Annotated in this window: 17 protein-coding genes; 13 read left to right on the top strand and 4 right to left on the bottom strand. The window is 57.2% G+C overall.

The window, feature by feature from the left end; translation table 11 throughout:
- Positions 1-580 precede the first annotated feature (580 nt).
- The 7 genes from DC522_RS07060 to DC522_RS07025 all read left to right on the top strand — a co-directional run bounded on the left by DC522_RS07060 (position 581) and on the right by DC522_RS07025 (position 6,101).
- Positions 581-1,732 (top strand): sensor histidine kinase, encoded by a 1,152-nt coding sequence (locus DC522_RS07060; RefSeq protein WP_165820078.1) that lies wholly within the window; start codon positions 581-583, stop codon positions 1,730-1,732.
- Between the two features lie 381 nt (positions 1,733-2,113).
- Positions 2,114-2,323, top strand: a complete 210-nt coding sequence (locus DC522_RS07055) for a cold-shock protein (protein ID WP_116527976.1) — start codon at positions 2,114-2,116, stop codon at positions 2,321-2,323.
- Positions 2,324-2,473: 150 nt separating this feature from the next.
- Complete coding sequence (locus DC522_RS07050; RefSeq protein WP_116527975.1) at positions 2,474-2,683, top strand: hypothetical protein; 210 nt, start codon at positions 2,474-2,476, stop codon at positions 2,681-2,683.
- Positions 2,680-2,973 carry a hypothetical protein gene (locus tag DC522_RS07045; RefSeq protein ID WP_116527974.1) on the top strand — a complete coding sequence of 98 codons (294 nt, stop codon included), beginning with the start codon at positions 2,680-2,682 and terminating at the stop codon, positions 2,971-2,973. The genes DC522_RS07050 and DC522_RS07045 overlap by 4 nt, the downstream gene beginning before the upstream one ends.
- A gap of 99 nt (positions 2,974-3,072) precedes the next feature.
- Positions 3,073-3,405 carry a hypothetical protein gene (locus tag DC522_RS07040; RefSeq protein WP_116527973.1) on the top strand — a complete coding sequence of 111 codons (333 nt, stop codon included), beginning with the start codon at positions 3,073-3,075 and terminating at the stop codon, positions 3,403-3,405.
- A gap of 1,397 nt (positions 3,406-4,802) precedes the next feature.
- Entirely contained in the window at positions 4,803-5,156 is a 354-nt protein-coding gene (locus tag DC522_RS07030) for a hypothetical protein (RefSeq protein ID WP_116527971.1), read from the top strand.
- Between the two features lie 531 nt (positions 5,157-5,687).
- The gene (locus tag DC522_RS07025) at positions 5,688-6,101 is read left to right on the top strand and encodes a phasin family protein (RefSeq protein WP_165820077.1); all 414 of its coding nucleotides are present in this window, start codon (positions 5,688-5,690) and stop codon (positions 6,099-6,101) included.
- Between the two features lie 648 nt (positions 6,102-6,749).
- On the opposite strand, the gene DC522_RS07020 is transcribed toward DC522_RS07025, so the two are convergent.
- Positions 6,750-8,528 carry an SLC13 family permease gene (locus tag DC522_RS07020; protein ID WP_116528005.1) on the bottom strand — a complete coding sequence of 593 codons (1,779 nt, stop codon included), beginning with the start codon at positions 8,526-8,528 and terminating at the stop codon, positions 6,750-6,752.
- Positions 8,529-8,757: 229 nt separating this feature from the next.
- Between DC522_RS07020 and DC522_RS07015 the strand changes: the two genes are divergently transcribed.
- Positions 8,758-9,867 carry a calcium:proton antiporter gene (locus DC522_RS07015; RefSeq protein ID WP_116527969.1) on the top strand — a complete coding sequence of 370 codons (1,110 nt, stop codon included), beginning with the start codon at positions 8,758-8,760 and terminating at the stop codon, positions 9,865-9,867.
- An 18-nt stretch (positions 9,868-9,885) separates the two neighbouring features.
- Here the strand turns inward: DC522_RS07015 and DC522_RS34700 are convergent, their stop codons facing one another.
- A complete protein-coding gene (locus tag DC522_RS34700) occupies positions 9,886-10,056 on the bottom strand; it encodes a hypothetical protein (protein ID WP_165820076.1) in 171 nt (56 codons plus the stop codon).
- A 141-nt stretch (positions 10,057-10,197) separates the two neighbouring features.
- Positions 10,198-10,479: a hypothetical protein gene (locus tag DC522_RS07010; protein ID WP_116527968.1), complete on the bottom strand. Its 282-nt coding sequence runs from the start codon at positions 10,477-10,479 to the stop codon at positions 10,198-10,200.
- Between the two features lie 779 nt (positions 10,480-11,258).
- Here DC522_RS07010 and DC522_RS07000 point away from each other — a divergent pair.
- Both DC522_RS07000 and DC522_RS06995 read left to right on the top strand, forming a co-directional pair.
- Positions 11,259-11,660: a PRC-barrel domain-containing protein gene (locus tag DC522_RS07000; protein WP_116527966.1), complete on the top strand. Its 402-nt coding sequence runs from the start codon at positions 11,259-11,261 to the stop codon at positions 11,658-11,660.
- Between the two features lie 400 nt (positions 11,661-12,060).
- Positions 12,061-12,306, top strand: coding sequence for a hypothetical protein (locus DC522_RS06995; RefSeq protein WP_116527965.1), 246 nt, complete (start codon positions 12,061-12,063; stop codon positions 12,304-12,306).
- 280 nt (positions 12,307-12,586) lie between these two features.
- On the opposite strand, the gene DC522_RS06990 is transcribed toward DC522_RS06995, so the two are convergent.
- Positions 12,587-12,805, bottom strand: a complete 219-nt coding sequence (locus DC522_RS06990) for a hypothetical protein (protein ID WP_133239246.1) — start codon at positions 12,803-12,805, stop codon at positions 12,587-12,589.
- A 529-nt stretch (positions 12,806-13,334) separates the two neighbouring features.
- Here DC522_RS06990 and DC522_RS06985 point away from each other — a divergent pair.
- The 3 genes from DC522_RS06985 to DC522_RS06975 all read left to right on the top strand — a co-directional run bounded on the left by DC522_RS06985 (position 13,335) and on the right by DC522_RS06975 (position 14,601).
- Positions 13,335-13,574, top strand: coding sequence for a hypothetical protein (locus DC522_RS06985; protein ID WP_116527963.1), 240 nt, complete (start codon positions 13,335-13,337; stop codon positions 13,572-13,574).
- Between the two features lie 138 nt (positions 13,575-13,712).
- Positions 13,713-13,835, top strand: coding sequence for a hypothetical protein (locus DC522_RS36815; RefSeq protein ID WP_256369839.1), 123 nt, complete (start codon positions 13,713-13,715; stop codon positions 13,833-13,835).
- Between the two features lie 328 nt (positions 13,836-14,163).
- Entirely contained in the window at positions 14,164-14,601 is a 438-nt protein-coding gene (locus tag DC522_RS06975; RefSeq protein WP_116527961.1) for a hypothetical protein, read from the top strand.
- Positions 14,602-14,603 lie beyond the last annotated feature (2 nt).

Below are 14,603 nucleotides of genomic sequence, written 5' to 3'. Positions count from 1 at the left end.
ACCTCCAAAAAGTCAGCCTTGAATCTGATTTGCGTCCTCTTGGGAATCCCCTGCCTTAAATCGTCACTACAGCCTAGAAACTGCTGATCTGTTTGGTCAGTGGATCGACACTATCGCAGGATCCTGATGTCGGATAGGACAAGGGATAGCCCCGGCCCCTCCAAAATGTCTGGTTCGAACTCCTGACCAAGGCCTTAGGGCCGAGAAGTGCCAGGAGCCGACGTTCTCGCGAAAGATAAAGGAGCGACTTGGAAAGATGGGCAGGCAGGTTCGAAGCCGAAGGACGCCGGTTACTTGGCCATGCACCAAGGGCTGCGCCTGAGCCTATAATGGGGAGTGTGGAAGACGGTCCGCGTATATGCCGCACTCGCATCATCGGATCTACGCGTGGAATACGCGGAAACGTTTACGAACGGGCGAAGCCCACGTGCCGTTAGATCAACGTCTGCCCGGATTGCTGTAACAGCCGCCTTCTGCGGGACCGTGGCAAGCCGCGCCACCCGGAACTTCTCCTGACTCGGTGAGTTGTTAGAGGTTATTCAGCAGCCAGGTTTGGCCCCGGCTGATGCTGGGGGCTCTCATGCCAAACCAAGAACTCCATCTCACCCGCCTTGAATCCGAGTTTGAGCGAGTGCTCAATGAGCATGCCGAAGGGCAGCACGGCGAGCGAGGCTCTGAGAAACGCAATCCTGCCGAAGAGGAGCTCCGGGAGCGGGCGCGCGACCGCCGGTTCCGGCAGCTCCTCGATGCCCTGCCGGCGGCGGTGTACACGACGGACGCAGCCGGGCGCATCACCTTTTACAACGAAGCCGCCGCTGAGTTGTGGGGATGTCAGCCGGAGCTCGGCAAGAGTGAGTGGTGCGGGTCTTGGCTGCTCTTCTGGCCAGACGGAACTCCTCTGCCACACGATGAGTGCCCGATGGCGGTCGCCCTCAAGGAGAACCGTGCGATCAGGGGCGCGGAAGCCGTCGCCGAGCGCCCGGATGGCATCCGTGTCCCGTTCATCCCGTTTCCAACCCCACTGCACGATGCATCAGGCAAGCTGGTGGGCGCGGTGAACATGCTGGTGGACATTACCGACAGAAAGCGCGCGGAGGACCAGCAGGCCCTTCTGGTTCGCGAGCTGCACCACCGGGTCAAGAACATGCTGGCGACTGTTCAAGCGATCATGGGCTCGACCGCTCGCGCCTCAACAACGATTGAGGAGTTCCAGCAGGCCTTCACGGGCAGGATCATGGCATTGACGCGAACTCATTCGAGCCTTGCGGAAGACGAGTGGCAGGCAATCTCTATCCGAAACCTTCTGTGCAATGAGCTGGAGCCTTACGATGACGGCTCCCCCTGCCGGGTGCTCCTCGACGGTCCTGCTGTTGAGCTGCCATCAACCACCGCCATCTCACTAGGAATGGCCATCCATGAACTGACGACAAACGCCGTCAAGTATGGAGCATTGTCTGTACTGGGCGGCTCTGTTGCGGTGTCGTGGGCTCTTGTGGAGGATCAGGACCACCGCGAACTCACGATCAAGTGGGTTGAACGGAACGGTCCTGCTATCAGCTCTCCAACCCGGAAGGGCTTTGGCTCCCAGCTTCTCGAACGTGTGCTGAACAATCAGATCGGTGCCGGGACGATGATCTCCTACGAACCAGACGGGCTGCGGGCGTACATAGCGATACCACTTCCGTATCGCGTGTCTGAATCCCCTCCGATGAATAGTCTCGCTCGCCGTTAGGACGCACCGCAAACTTTAGACGCGTTCCCCGACTGTCCAAACAGGCGGCAGTGAGTGAATGTGTACTGATGGGTCTGGCAAATATCGCGGCCGCCGCGGCCGCCGCGGCCGCTGTTAAGCAAAGTCTTGCCTTTGAATTGCATCGAAGCCTGTAAATTCCGTCTATATAAAAAGCAAAGACAGACAGCACTTGTTATTATCCACGAAAAGACCTATATAGTTTTTATCGGATATTGGCCGGACAATCGGGTCGTTTCGCTTTTGGTTCTGCCAGGCGCACGTTCGGACTCTCTTACCATTACATCGAGAAACCGAGTTAAGGCTGTGCTTTTGCGCGCCTTCGCTCACGTGCATCTACAACAATCGCGAAAGGCTACCCCCATGATCATGGGCACTGTGAAATTCTATAACGACATGAAGGGCTTCGGCTTCATTCAACCGAACGATGGCAGCAAGGACGTGTTCGTCCATGCCACTGCTCTTGAGCGCGCCGGTATGCGCAACCTCGTCGAAGGTCAGAAGGTTGCCTTTGACACGGCGGAGGACCGCCGCTCGGGCAAGATCGCCGTCAACAACATCGAAACGGCGTGACCTTGATGATCGGTTCAGGACATAGGCCTGCGCCGCTAAGCCTCGAAGCCGCTCCCCCGTGGGGCGGCTTTTTTGTTTGTACCCCCAAACACCCGGTAGCGGTTATCCGCCCTACCCTTCCCGACAACAGTTGAGTTCCAGGAGGAATGAATGTCGCACAAGTATAAAGTGCATCAATTGGTCCGCATCACCCATCCGAACTTCTCGGATAAACGTGCAAGTTCAAGCGGCATCTACGAGGTGACCCGCCTCATGCCGGCTGACCAGACGGGGGAGGTCTCGTACCGGATCAAATCGTCCGGTTTCGGTGAACGCGCGGTGCGCGAAAGCGAGATCACGGCCCAGGTATCACGCATTTGACCAGCGACGACACCTTCTTTCGTGAATCGCGGATCTACGATCCAGTCGCGCTGCTTCGACAGGGCGACGAGACTCTGTACGTCGTCCGCGTTGGGATGAAGACGTCACGGCAATTCATGATCCTCACCACAACGGGCGAGCCCGCTTGGCCGCACGAGCCGCTCGGTAGCCTCTCGGATGTGGGCTGGGCTCTTCGAGCACACGAATGGCATCTCGTAGCACCTGAGCCTGTCGATCAGAACGTTCAAGTAGCAAGGACGCTGGCGCGGCTTCTGGCAGAGCGAGCTTAGGTGCCCTGCCGGCTGGCGACGAAGACATAAATACGACAGTGTTGCCGGCGGTGTGTTCGCATCTGGGCGCGCAGGAGATCGGCAAGGAGGAACTACACCATGGTTGATCATCCGACCAATCTTGACGCTCACCGCGGCATGGCAGCTCAGAAGGCCACTGACCTTCGACGTCTGCGAGCCGAGGTTGAGGCTGATCAGGAAGCGCTGCGCACGAGACAGACAGCACTCGAAGATATGCTCGCGGCCGCCCCTGCCGCTGATTGGCCAGAGGCAGTCGAGAAGGCACGCTATCTGCTCGGCCTCTTTGCGCAGAGCGCCGACGCCACCGATCCACGCCGTCGCAAGCTGATTGATCAGGTGATGGCTGACTTTGATCATCTGCTCGACAGAGCGGCCCACGACCGAGCCAATTTTCCACAAACTGACCGATAAAGGAGACAAGCGATGGCCAAGGGAGAGCGACGTGGAAACCGTGAGGCGAAAAAGCCGAAGAAGGAGAAACCGAAGATCGCCGTAGCAGCGTCACCCTTCGTGAGCCAAGGCAAAGGTAGTGCGCCAGCGAAACCGTCCCGTGGTAAGCGATAGCATCTTTGCACATCACCGTGCTGCGTGAACATCGACGAACGGCAACTGGTTGAGCGGATCGGCTTGACCTCGCGAGTGTCCAGCGATTGGTCCGGCACTTTGAGCTTCGCGGCTTCGTCATCCGGACACAGGGGAAACGCGGACGCGAGTTGCGCCTTCTCAGCCTGACCCCAGCAGGGCTTGATCTCTACACGACATTATACCTGGCGATCTTTGCTGTGCGGGATCGAGTGATGGCTGCCCTTTCGGAACGGGAGCGCGAGACCGTGCAAGACCCTGCAAGACCTCTTGACCCGCGTGATCAACGCCAACGAAGTTAAGGCCAGCCATCACTTCGGCCGATCCTCACGAGAGCAAGCGACTGCAACAGGGGCAGCGTTTGATTGCGCTGTAATAGAGTGCAGATGGCGTAGGCGACCTGGTTACGGCTGATGACGGCAGAATTAACGGGGCTCCGAACCACGTCAGAACTCATCGGAAGAGTCGAGGAGGGATACAATCTCTCCCATGAGCAGGCCGCCAGCGATGTTGAGTTCCTGGTGCTGGATCAGCAGGTTTGAGGTCCTTATCGGATCTGTTGGGACGTCAGGACGCCTTCTTGGCAGGCCTGCCGAGTTTTTGGGTCTTGCCACCCTGCTTACGTGACCGATCGCCAGACGAAGGAGCGCCTCCCTCGTTATCCCATCGTGAGATGCCGTTGTTGGGCTTGAGCTTAGGCGGGCTTGGGCGAGTTTTCGTACTCATTGGAATGTACCCTTCTAAAGGAATGTTCTTTGCCGAACCCTCTTCGCCTGGTGGTGGATTAGCGCGGCTCCGATGGTGCCCGTGTGACCTGGAAACCTTGTTCAGAAAGGGCAGTTAAGACTGCTCTTGCGATATCCACTCGCTCCTCCGGCGATATGACAGATCCGGGATGACCGGAAGCCTTCTGCGCGTGCTGGAGGGTGAATTGGATGGCGTTGACGATAATCGAGAGCACCATCTCTTGGTCCTTCATATCAACCTCCGGGGCTGCCCTTAAAGTAACACCAGCAGTCTTGCCCTGTTCCGCAAACCGCTACCTTCCAGACCAAAACGGCTGAAGCCTCAGCCGTGGTCAGGGATAGGTCGGTTATCCGGTCCGCCATTCAGGCAACGGGAGGCTCATGTCCACAGCGGACGCCGTGCTCTTTCACTGAGGCAGTGTCTACCGGACCAACATGGACTTCCCGGCACACGGCCCCACATCCTCACAGGGAGGATTGATGATCAAAATCGCAATCATTGCTGGGCTGTTTGCCTTCGCGACCGCAGCCACGGCACAAGAGACCCCGCCATCGACATGGCGCGACCCGGACACACGGTGTGTGTATCTCAAGGTGGGAGATACCCTGAGCCTCCGCTACCGCCGTGACGGCACACCGGATTGCGCGAGCGTTCAGCAGGATAGTACTGACGCATCGATTACTCGCGGTGACCTGCGGGAGCTGACGCAGCAGATTACACGCTCGATCGAAGACTTGCGCCGGGATATCGGCGCAGTCCGGCGGGAAATGGAACATAGCCGTAATGAGCTAGAAAACATCCGTCGCGAAACGAGACAGCCCCGAGCGCCGTAGTACGGCCGGTGCCTCTTACTGGTCCATGGCTCACCTTTGCGCCCAGACTCGGTCAAATCTCGCTGCCAGGGCCGAAGGCTGTCTCAGCTGTGATCTGGCGACAACCCGGATAGCCTTTCCGTGCTTAGGCTGTCCGTAGCTTCGAAGGGGGCAACGCCTCACCCTCCCCTGCATGCTGATCCAGCTCTGGGTCTTGCCCGCGGGTTCTTTTGTCCCCAGCGTCTGACGGGTTGGATTACTAGAGGGTCATGGCGCCGAAGCCCGCTCATCGAACGACCTTGAGCTGGTCTGGTGCAGAGTATGCACCCGAAATCAGATGAATCCGATAATAGTAAACCCTGTTATCCGCCTCACTAAAAACTCAATTTTGTACGATTATTATTCAGCCGAAAATAAATAAACCTTAAGTACAAGAAGCTAAAGCATGGCTTGTAAGGCTATGATTATTAGCAATTGTATTTATCTATTTTAGGAAAACACATGTCCACCGATCGAAATACAGCCCATCACACGAAAAAAACACAAGATCCCATGCGGTCCAGTCTACACTTGGCCTCTGCGAGCGCTCAGCGTTTCACAGATCAGGTGACTCAGGCCTATGACCTCATGGGCGAGAGAGGTGAGGATCTCACCCGTCAGGGATCCCAGAACCTTGAGCTGGCTGCCCAAGCCAGCGCCATGCTGACACGCGGGGCCCAGGACCTCTCTCGCGAGTGCTTCAGTCTCATGCAGGAGCGCCTGCAGAAGAATCTCGATGATCTCGGCGCGCTGGCACGCTGCCGATCCATTCCAGACTTCATGACTGTCCAGAGCAACCTTATGCGGGACAATCTGGAGCAGACCTTTGAGAGCACTCGCCGGATTGCCGAGGTCGCCACACGGGTGGCGAATGAGGCCAGCCAGACACTCACGGCTCAGACGAAAAAGGCCCACCGTGCCGCCTAGGGCTTCTGAGTACTCAGCAAAGATGAATCCGAAAGAGGACCGAGGTGTGCCGCCTTGGCCCTCTTCTATCTACCGTGTCGAGACTGCGGAACTGGCAGAAAGCCCTGTGTAGACGGTGCCTGCGTGGCAAGGGGCTTTTGGCGTTCTCACGATCTGGTCGGATGCCATGTGTTCGGTGTTCGGCTGGGGCCACATGAGAGGGCAGAGCGTCCATCAAGGAAGTGCTGGAACACCTATGCGCCTTTACAGAACTTAGACCCGTCGCACCCAAGCAGATCAATCGCTGCGCCCTTGGGGCATGCTGCTGTTGTGATTCCTGTTTGAGACGAATGCAAAGCAGCAACGAGTTTGACCATTGTAGAACTTAACTGTGCCCATAATCATCGGAATGCCCTTTCACTGGCGTGTGCACGCAGTCAGGCGCATGGATTGCGGCCTGTCTGGTTCAGTCGAATTTTGAGGAGAATTCCCAGAGCACACGCCTAATGATCGAAGGCAAACGGCCCAGTGATCTGACCAAAGTCGATAAATATTAGATATGACTTTATTTAAGTTTTACAAGAACTCGGAAGAAGCAATAGGATCAGTCAAGGCGGCATAGTGAACGAATGCGCGTGCAGATTAAGAAGCTAGAGCCCAGGGCACTCGTCAAATCAGTGGCCACACGAGCAGGATGAGCGGCACGCCAAGCAGGACAACGATGAAGGAGAGCGGTAACCCCAACCTCCAGTAGTCGCCAAAGCGGTATCCACCCGGCCCCATCACCAGCGTGTTGCACTGGTGTCCAATGGGCGTGAGGAAGTCGCAGGCTGCGCCCACCGCAACCGCCATGAGAAAGGCGTCAGGTTTATAGCCGAGCTGCCCGGCAAAGGTCGCCGCGATGGGAGCCATCACCAGCACCGTCGCCGCATTGTTCAGGAACGGCGTCACAGCCATGGCCACGACCATGATCAGCACCAGTGCTCCATAGGATGGCAAGGTGCTGGCAAGCAGCGAGAGCCACCCGGCCATGAGATCGGCGCCACCGGTCGTGCGGATCGCCTCGCTGACGGGAATGAGGGCCCCCAGCATCACCAGGATCGGCCAATCGACCGCTTCGTAAGCCTCGCGGAGCGAGAGCGCTCCAAACAGGACCGTCAAGACGGCGGCGGTGAAGAAGGCGGTGGCGACAGGCAGCATCCCGACGGCCGTGAGCACCATGGCCCCTCCCAGGACCACTACTGGAACGAGACCCTGCCGGACATTGCCTAGACGGATTTCCCGCTCGGCCAGCGGCAGACAGCCTAGTTCTTTCAGCTTGTCCGGTAGCCGCGTAAGATCACCCTTGAGCACGACAACGTCGCCGGTTCGCAAGGTGATGTCCCGCAAACGCTCGGTAAACCGTACGCCACTGCGACTGACTGCGAGGAGATTGATGTTGAAGCGCTCGTGCAACGCCATACGCTTGGCCGTTTGGCCAATCAGCATTGAGGTCGGCCCAACCACGGCCTCGATTCCTCCGATCTCCTCATCTGCACCCTTGCCTTCCGTGGGGCGGTCGTCACCTTCGAGCTCCAGGTGAGCACGGGCGACGGCCCGCTCAAGCGCTTCCGGATCGCCCTCCAGGAGAACAATGTCGTCTTTGCGGAGGACAGCATCCGGCAGAGGCGTCGTACGCTCAGTCTTGTTCCGAACGAGGCCAGTCACCAGAACTTCACTGTCACAGAGCTTGACCAGATCGCTGACCGTTTGTCCGATAACCGGTGATTTCGCGGTCAACCGCGCTTCCGTCGTATAATCGGTGAGATCGATGGCCTCGTCCATGGTCGCGACAGCTTTGCGGCCGCCGGGCAAAAGCCGGTAGCCGAAGGCCAGGAACGCCACGCCGGCTGCCGCAAGGCCGAGGCCGACCGGGGTGAAGTCGAACATGCCGAAAGGCTGCCCTGTCAATTCCTCGCGCACGCGGGAGACGATGATGTTGGGCGAGGTACCGACGAGAGTGATCAGGCCCCCGAGCAGCGAGCCGAACGCCATCGGCATGAGAAAATACGAGGGTGAGGCATTGGAGCGACGCGCCAACTGGAATGCGACGGGAATCATCATCGCGAGCGCGCCGATGTTCTTGACGAAGGCGGACAGGATTGTGACCACTATCACAAGGACCACGATCTGGCCCTGCACAGACGCGATGTAAGGTGACACCCGATGGAGGGCAGCTTCCAGCACGCCGGAGCGCTCGACCGCCGCACTGACGATCAGCGCGCTCGCGACAATGATGACGATGTCATCCCCGAAGCCGGAGAAGGCTGCCTTATGCGGCACAATGCCGGTGAACACTGCGGCCAAGAGAGCCATGACGGCGACGAGATCGTAGCGCAGCCGTCCCGAAACGAACAGAACCATCATTCCGGCCAGTATGGCGAGGGCGAGGGTCTGGTTCTGCGTCATCATTCCACCCTAGATCGTGACGTGGCGAGAGATAACGCGCAACTGCGCGACCTGATCGGTCCTGCGATCCTGTCTGCAACGTACAGGGGTTCAGTTCTCGTCGCGGCCTGATTCCGGCGTTACAATTCCATCGCCGCCGCGGCCCACCGTCCATAGAGCTTTGTCTTACAGCTTCTGTTCTCGGGCGCCGTCCAAGGATCTCAGTTGCTCAAAGGCGGAAAGCAAAGGCATGTTCAAGTTCAGCAGATTAGTGGCCCATTCAGTGTGGGTGCTCCCCGCCACCGCGTTGTTCTTCTTTGCGCTCGCCTCCGCTTATGGCTTCAGCGGTGACACCATCTCCTCGCCAAGTGGGATCTTCCTCGCTGCCGCACTGTTCCCTCTCCTGATCGGCGCCGTGTTCGCGGCGGTTCACCATGCTGAGGTGATCGCGCGCCGCACTGGGGAGCCCTACGGCACTCTCGTTCTTACCGTTGCTGTGACGGTGATTGAGGTCGCACTCATCACCTCCATCATGCTGGGCGGCGAGAGCAGCCCGGCGCTTGCCCGTGACACAGTGTTTTCGGTGATCATGATCGTCGGCAATGGCCTCGTGGGTCTCTGCATCCTGCTCGGTGGAATACGCTATCGTGAGCAGGGCTTTCGCGTGACGGGCGCAAGCGCATATCTTGTCGTCCTTATCGTGCTCGCAACCCTCACTCTCGTTCTGCCGAACTACACCGAGGCTCGCCTCGGGCCGTTCTATTCGCCCGGCCAACTCGTCTTCGTGATCCTGATCACCTTGGCACTCTATGGTGTGTTCCTCTACATCCAGGCCGTGCGCGACAGGGACTACTTCCTTGTGCTCGACACAGAGGGTTTCGATGCAAGCTCAGACACACCTCAGAACCGCGCCGTTGTGGTGAGCGCGACTCTGCTCGTCCTGTCGCTCAGCGCCGTCATCCTGCTCTCGAAAATGTTTGCCGCTGTCGTGGAGGTCGGCACGACGCTCGTTGGTGCCCCTGAAGCCGTCGTGGGGGTCGTTGTGGCCTTGTTGGTCCTGTTGCCGGAGAGCGTGGCGGCGGTTCGGGCGGCGCGGGCAAATCAGCTGCAGAAGAGCCTCAATCTGGCGCTGGGATCGTCGCTTGCCACCATCAGCCTGACTATCCCCGCAGTTGCGGCGGTCAACCTCACGCTCCAGAGGGACGTCGTGTTGGGACTTGATGGCGAAGATACTGTTCTGCTTATGCTCACGGCTGTTGCGAGCCTTCTCACCTTCGGCACTGGGCGAACCAACATTCTCTACGGCTTCGTGCACCTCGTGATTTTCGCGACGTTCCTGTTCCTCGTGTTCGTCCCTTAGGGGAGACATCGCTCGAGATTACTGCTCGTCCGACTTCTGATCGGGCGATGGGATTTCTCCGTCTCCATAGCCCCGCCGCCCATCGAGCTTGACCTTCGATGCCGGCGCGTGGTGCCCCTCCGGACGCCTCATCGCTTTCCAGATCGCGTTGAGAACATCCTGGGCGGCTCTGAGAAAACCTTTGTTCATATCGGCCTCACTTTCTGCGCCTCAGCCACGCTGAGGCTGAATCCGCTCAGCCTAACCGCTCGGCCTAGGATCAAGCGCTTCCGAGAACATGACGGTCAACACAGGCTGCTTGGCTCTGTCCATGACCCCGATGTGCCAGCTTCACCGATCCTCACCCTTGTGATCGCCGTCTGTGATCATGTCGCGAGCCTTGGCGATGGCAGCCGCTCGCACGGCCTGAAGGTCAGGATACCCGTCTCCTTCGGGATCTCCGACGAGGCTGTCCTCAGTCCAGACGTTGAAGTAGTAGAGAGCCGGCTTTGCCTTGGGCGGAGATGGGGGACTCCGCTCACGGAAGTGGTGGCCTGACCGAGGCGCACCGCCCTCATTATCCCGCCGCTCGAGATCCTGACGCTGCTTTGGCTTCTTCGGATCGTTACTCATTTCGAAAGTATACAATACTACCAGACTTTTTGATAACGCTTTCCGGGCCTAGGAGCTACGGAGAGATCGTTCGCCCTCCGGCGGATCTGCCGCCCTGACAGGGAGACTGGCAAATGCCGCTCGCTGTCCGAAGCGACACGCTTGGGATCTCTGGACTACGGTTCGCCGGGCGCTCAGATTAAATCCGGACAGCAGCGTTCCTCGCCTGCAACGACGGGTCCTAAGATCAAGGGCCGAGCGTCTTTCGAACATTTCCCGCCCTGCTCAGCAGCCTGTGCAGATGCCTCTGGTGATAATCTTCATCTTGCGATCCCAGATCCGTTCTTGCGCCTCGGCTTTGGCTCGGGCCGCTCTTCCCATCGCGGCCGATTCCTCAGCCGTATACGACTTTGACGCCGATACCTTTGGGTTCCCTGCATCTGGTGTCGCTCTGTCCTTGGCAGAGAGAGAATGAGGTGCCATTACCAGGGCGAGCACGGCAGTCGCTATCATGATCCGCATAGACGCTCCTTCAGGAGCGCATCTGGCGGCTCCGAGCTTGTATATGGTGAGCCCAACTCAGTTCCCTAACAGAAAGTCTCACTGCCACTGCCTGATGTCTTGATCGCTCCACGTTTTCCGTTGTTTGTCACGGCATTTCTTGGTCGCAGAGGGTACAGACGTCCTGCCCTCGCACCAGATTGTGAGTCTTCCAGCTACACGGCAGCGGATAATGCTCCTAAATCGGCCACTATCCTGAACGAGACTGGTGTTGGGCTCCACTTCAAGGATGAATACCGATGCACTGTTCCACTCCTATGGTTCTCATCGCCGCCCTCGGTCTTGCAGGTATGGCTCAGGCTCAGAGCACTCCCGCAGCGTCCAGTGCGCCGCAGTTCATCACCATCAGTAACAATGCCATTCTAAGCTCAAGGCTGATCGGCCTGGATATCCAAAATGCTAGCGGCAAGGAGATGGGTAAGATCGAGGACATAGCCTTTGAAGGCGGCCAGATCTCCGGCATCGTGCTGTCGGTCGGCGAGGTCCTGGGTGTTGAACAAAAATATGTGGCCGTGGATCCTTCATCGATATCGATCCGGTATATGGAGGGCGAGAACAAGTGGCATGCCACCATGAACGCTGATCTCAATCAACTAAAGTCAGCCCCAGAGTTTCGGTACGAAGGCAAGTGGAAGCGTTGATCTCTCGTCAAACATGGCTAATGTCCTGTTTGGATGAAGGAGCCTGAGAACATCGCACCTTTTCAGCGTTCCTTGGAAAAGCCAGCCAATAAATTCTTGAATGGCTCTGTATCTCTCGTCGGTCACCATACTGCCACACAGCAAGAGCCATATGCTTGCATGACAGTCGACTTTGCCGCGCCCGTCCAGCTTATCCTCTGGCCTGATTATGACGGTGTGATCAGAGTCCAAGACTTCCCAAGGCTTGCCCGAGCCCTTGCGGCAGTACGGAAAGACCGCATGCCTCGGGTTCACTGAATTGTGACCGGCAGCAGTGACATCATCAAACCTTGGCATATTGCTTCTCTGCTGACCCGTCACCGCATTCGGATTTGGCTGTCCATCCGGGAGGGTAGAAGCAATGAGCAACCTTGACATCAGCCAACCTGCTCAGGTCATCTGGTCTGCTCCTGACGAGCTAACCAGGCAGCAGACGGGAGATCCGGGAACTGTCCGGCAATTCGACAACCTAATAGATGCCGTGGTCTTCACACTGGAAGGCTTGCCGGAACGGTACCGTGAAAGTGCTCACATAAAGGTCAGCAATGGGAGCTCACTGTATTTCGACCAGATCAAACTGATCTATGCCGAGATTGTTAGATCCTGATAAACTGGGCGTCATAGCTGGTCCACTTCCGGGTTGAGTGACATTCCCAAGGGATCGGAACCTGTGTCTCGCTGTGTCCTGTAAGATGCTGTCATTATTCCCGTGATGAGGGAAAATTACCGGTTCCGCGGCATCGGGATAATAGGATCCGTCTTTCGAGACTTGCTGAACTCACTCTCCCGAAGCTGTTGGGCGAAGTACCTGACCTGATCATACTCAGCAGCATTGCGCCGCGAAGGAAAGTTTCCCTCCACCTGGGTTTTCCGTATCCGGGTTTCACTCAGCCGCATCGTCCCCGCGCGCCGAGATCCTCCTGCAACTGAGACTCGCCGACGACCCGATCATAGGTCTGATCGGCGCTGCGGATTTGATACTGAGGTTCGCGATCTCCAGCAGGAAGCAGGAAGACGATTTCGTACCCACCCCTCCAGATGTCATGAGGTGGATGAATCTCTGCGTAGCTCACGGGCTGTCCTACGGCGTAGCGATGCGTTCTCATGGCATGATCCTCTTGAAGTCTTTCATTCTGCGGCTTTGTCACCATGACCATCCCTGCGCAACGACGAGGGACATGGCAGCTAGGACTGCGATCACAACGACGATGAGCGTGAGGTTCCGCGGATCATTGGTCCAAGGTTGGCGGGAGTTATCGAGCATTTTGTCCTCCTTCATCCTGGCGAACGAGAGTGTTTGAACGGTCGTTCTCGAATGCCGACTTCGTCGACGAGAAAACATCCTGCAATCAGCAGAGCCGAGGAAAGAGCGTGACTTAGCATTTCACGCGCTCCTTCCGTAATTAAGGGTGCGAATTTTGAGCAAGTTGTCCTAATTATTTAGCTGGCATCTAAACTCAATATACTCTCATATGTATCAAGCGACACATTTATTATGAAATAAGTGAAATTTATTTTGGGAGACCGATGTAAAATGAACTCTTTGCCCCATCTTAACCTAAGAACATTTATTGGTTCTTAAGTCCTGTTTCTTGGCCAAGGTTGGTGCCAGAGACGCCTTATGAGGAGGCTTTCATGTGTCTGAGCAGCCGCTACATGTTTGACCTTGAGCATTATCAGCGTCGCGATGGCCCCGGTTTGACCCCCCTCTTCGTGAGCGCGGCACAGGCGGGATGGCCGCGATTGACGGCGCCTGAACTCTTGGGTGTTCGAACTACATCGGAACTCACTGAACGAGTCGAGGAGAGCTACAGCCTCATGCATGAGCAGGCGACCAGAGATGTCGAATACTGGGCGTTGAATAAGCAGCTTTGAACCGGTCGCTGCACACTGCGACCAGCCCCGACATGGAGGCTATGATGTTTGACTTGAGGCGGCGAAAGCAATGAGACCGTACTCCGCAAGACCAGGTATCGCAGCGATGCGAAACGGCAATGTCGCTGCCTGACCACCTTGGATCTGTCGCAGATCAAGAATGAGGAACAGCTCATCGCCATGGTGAAGGTGCGCTACGGCCTGCCTTATGAGACTGCCAAGGCAGACATCGAAAACTGGACGGCAGGCAAGCAGTTTTAATCCCTACCAAATTCGGAGCGGGGGTCAAATTCCCTGGCTCCGAGAGTACAGATGTGGAGATCCGTTTATGTCGATCTATGTCGATCGAATTTTACGTCATCAAACATCACGGTTCTTCGCGCATCCGCGTGAATGGCAAACATCATGGTGAGTACGACTCTCGCGTTGCCGCCATAAATGCCGCAGTGGTGGGAGCCCAAGCCGCTGGTTCAGGAGCCAAGGTCTTCAGCACCGGGATCGTCAGTCAGTACAGCCATGAATGGCGGGCACGAGAGAGCTAGGCTATGCATGCCTTCTCCCCCGCAACTTAACCTGGAAGGAGCCTCGCATGAGCGAGAGAATAGGCCGCCTTTGCGATGAGCTTCGCATCAAGCTGCACGGCCTGGATCGCCGACTTGAATCTTTAAAGTCAAATGGCGTTGCGACCTTCGATCACTCTCAAGACGCTCTTGAGAGCCAGCTCGATCGTGTCGAGCAACGCATCTACGACCACCGTGCTGCAGTTGAGGCGGCAAATGTTAGGGTAAAGACGTGGGTGGCAGAAAAGAAGTCCAGTTTGCATGATAGCCACGTTCTACGAAAGGCACATGATAAGATTTATCTGCTCGAAGCTGAAGCTGATGATGCAGAGACTTACGCAGCCGCCGCCTTCGAGCTGGCGGCAGCCGCAGCGGATGAAGCCATATTGGCAGTCTTACAAGCGCTCCTCGCACGCAACAAAGCGGATCAGGCCTCTTTCCCAGAGATGGACGACACGTTCAGCTGAAG

Source organism: Microvirga sp. KLBC 81 (assembly GCF_003075415.1).
GTDB lineage: Bacteria > Pseudomonadota > Alphaproteobacteria > Rhizobiales > Beijerinckiaceae > Microvirga.
Note: the sequence above shows the minus strand (reverse complement) of the source record. Positions and strands in the feature narration are given on the sequence as shown.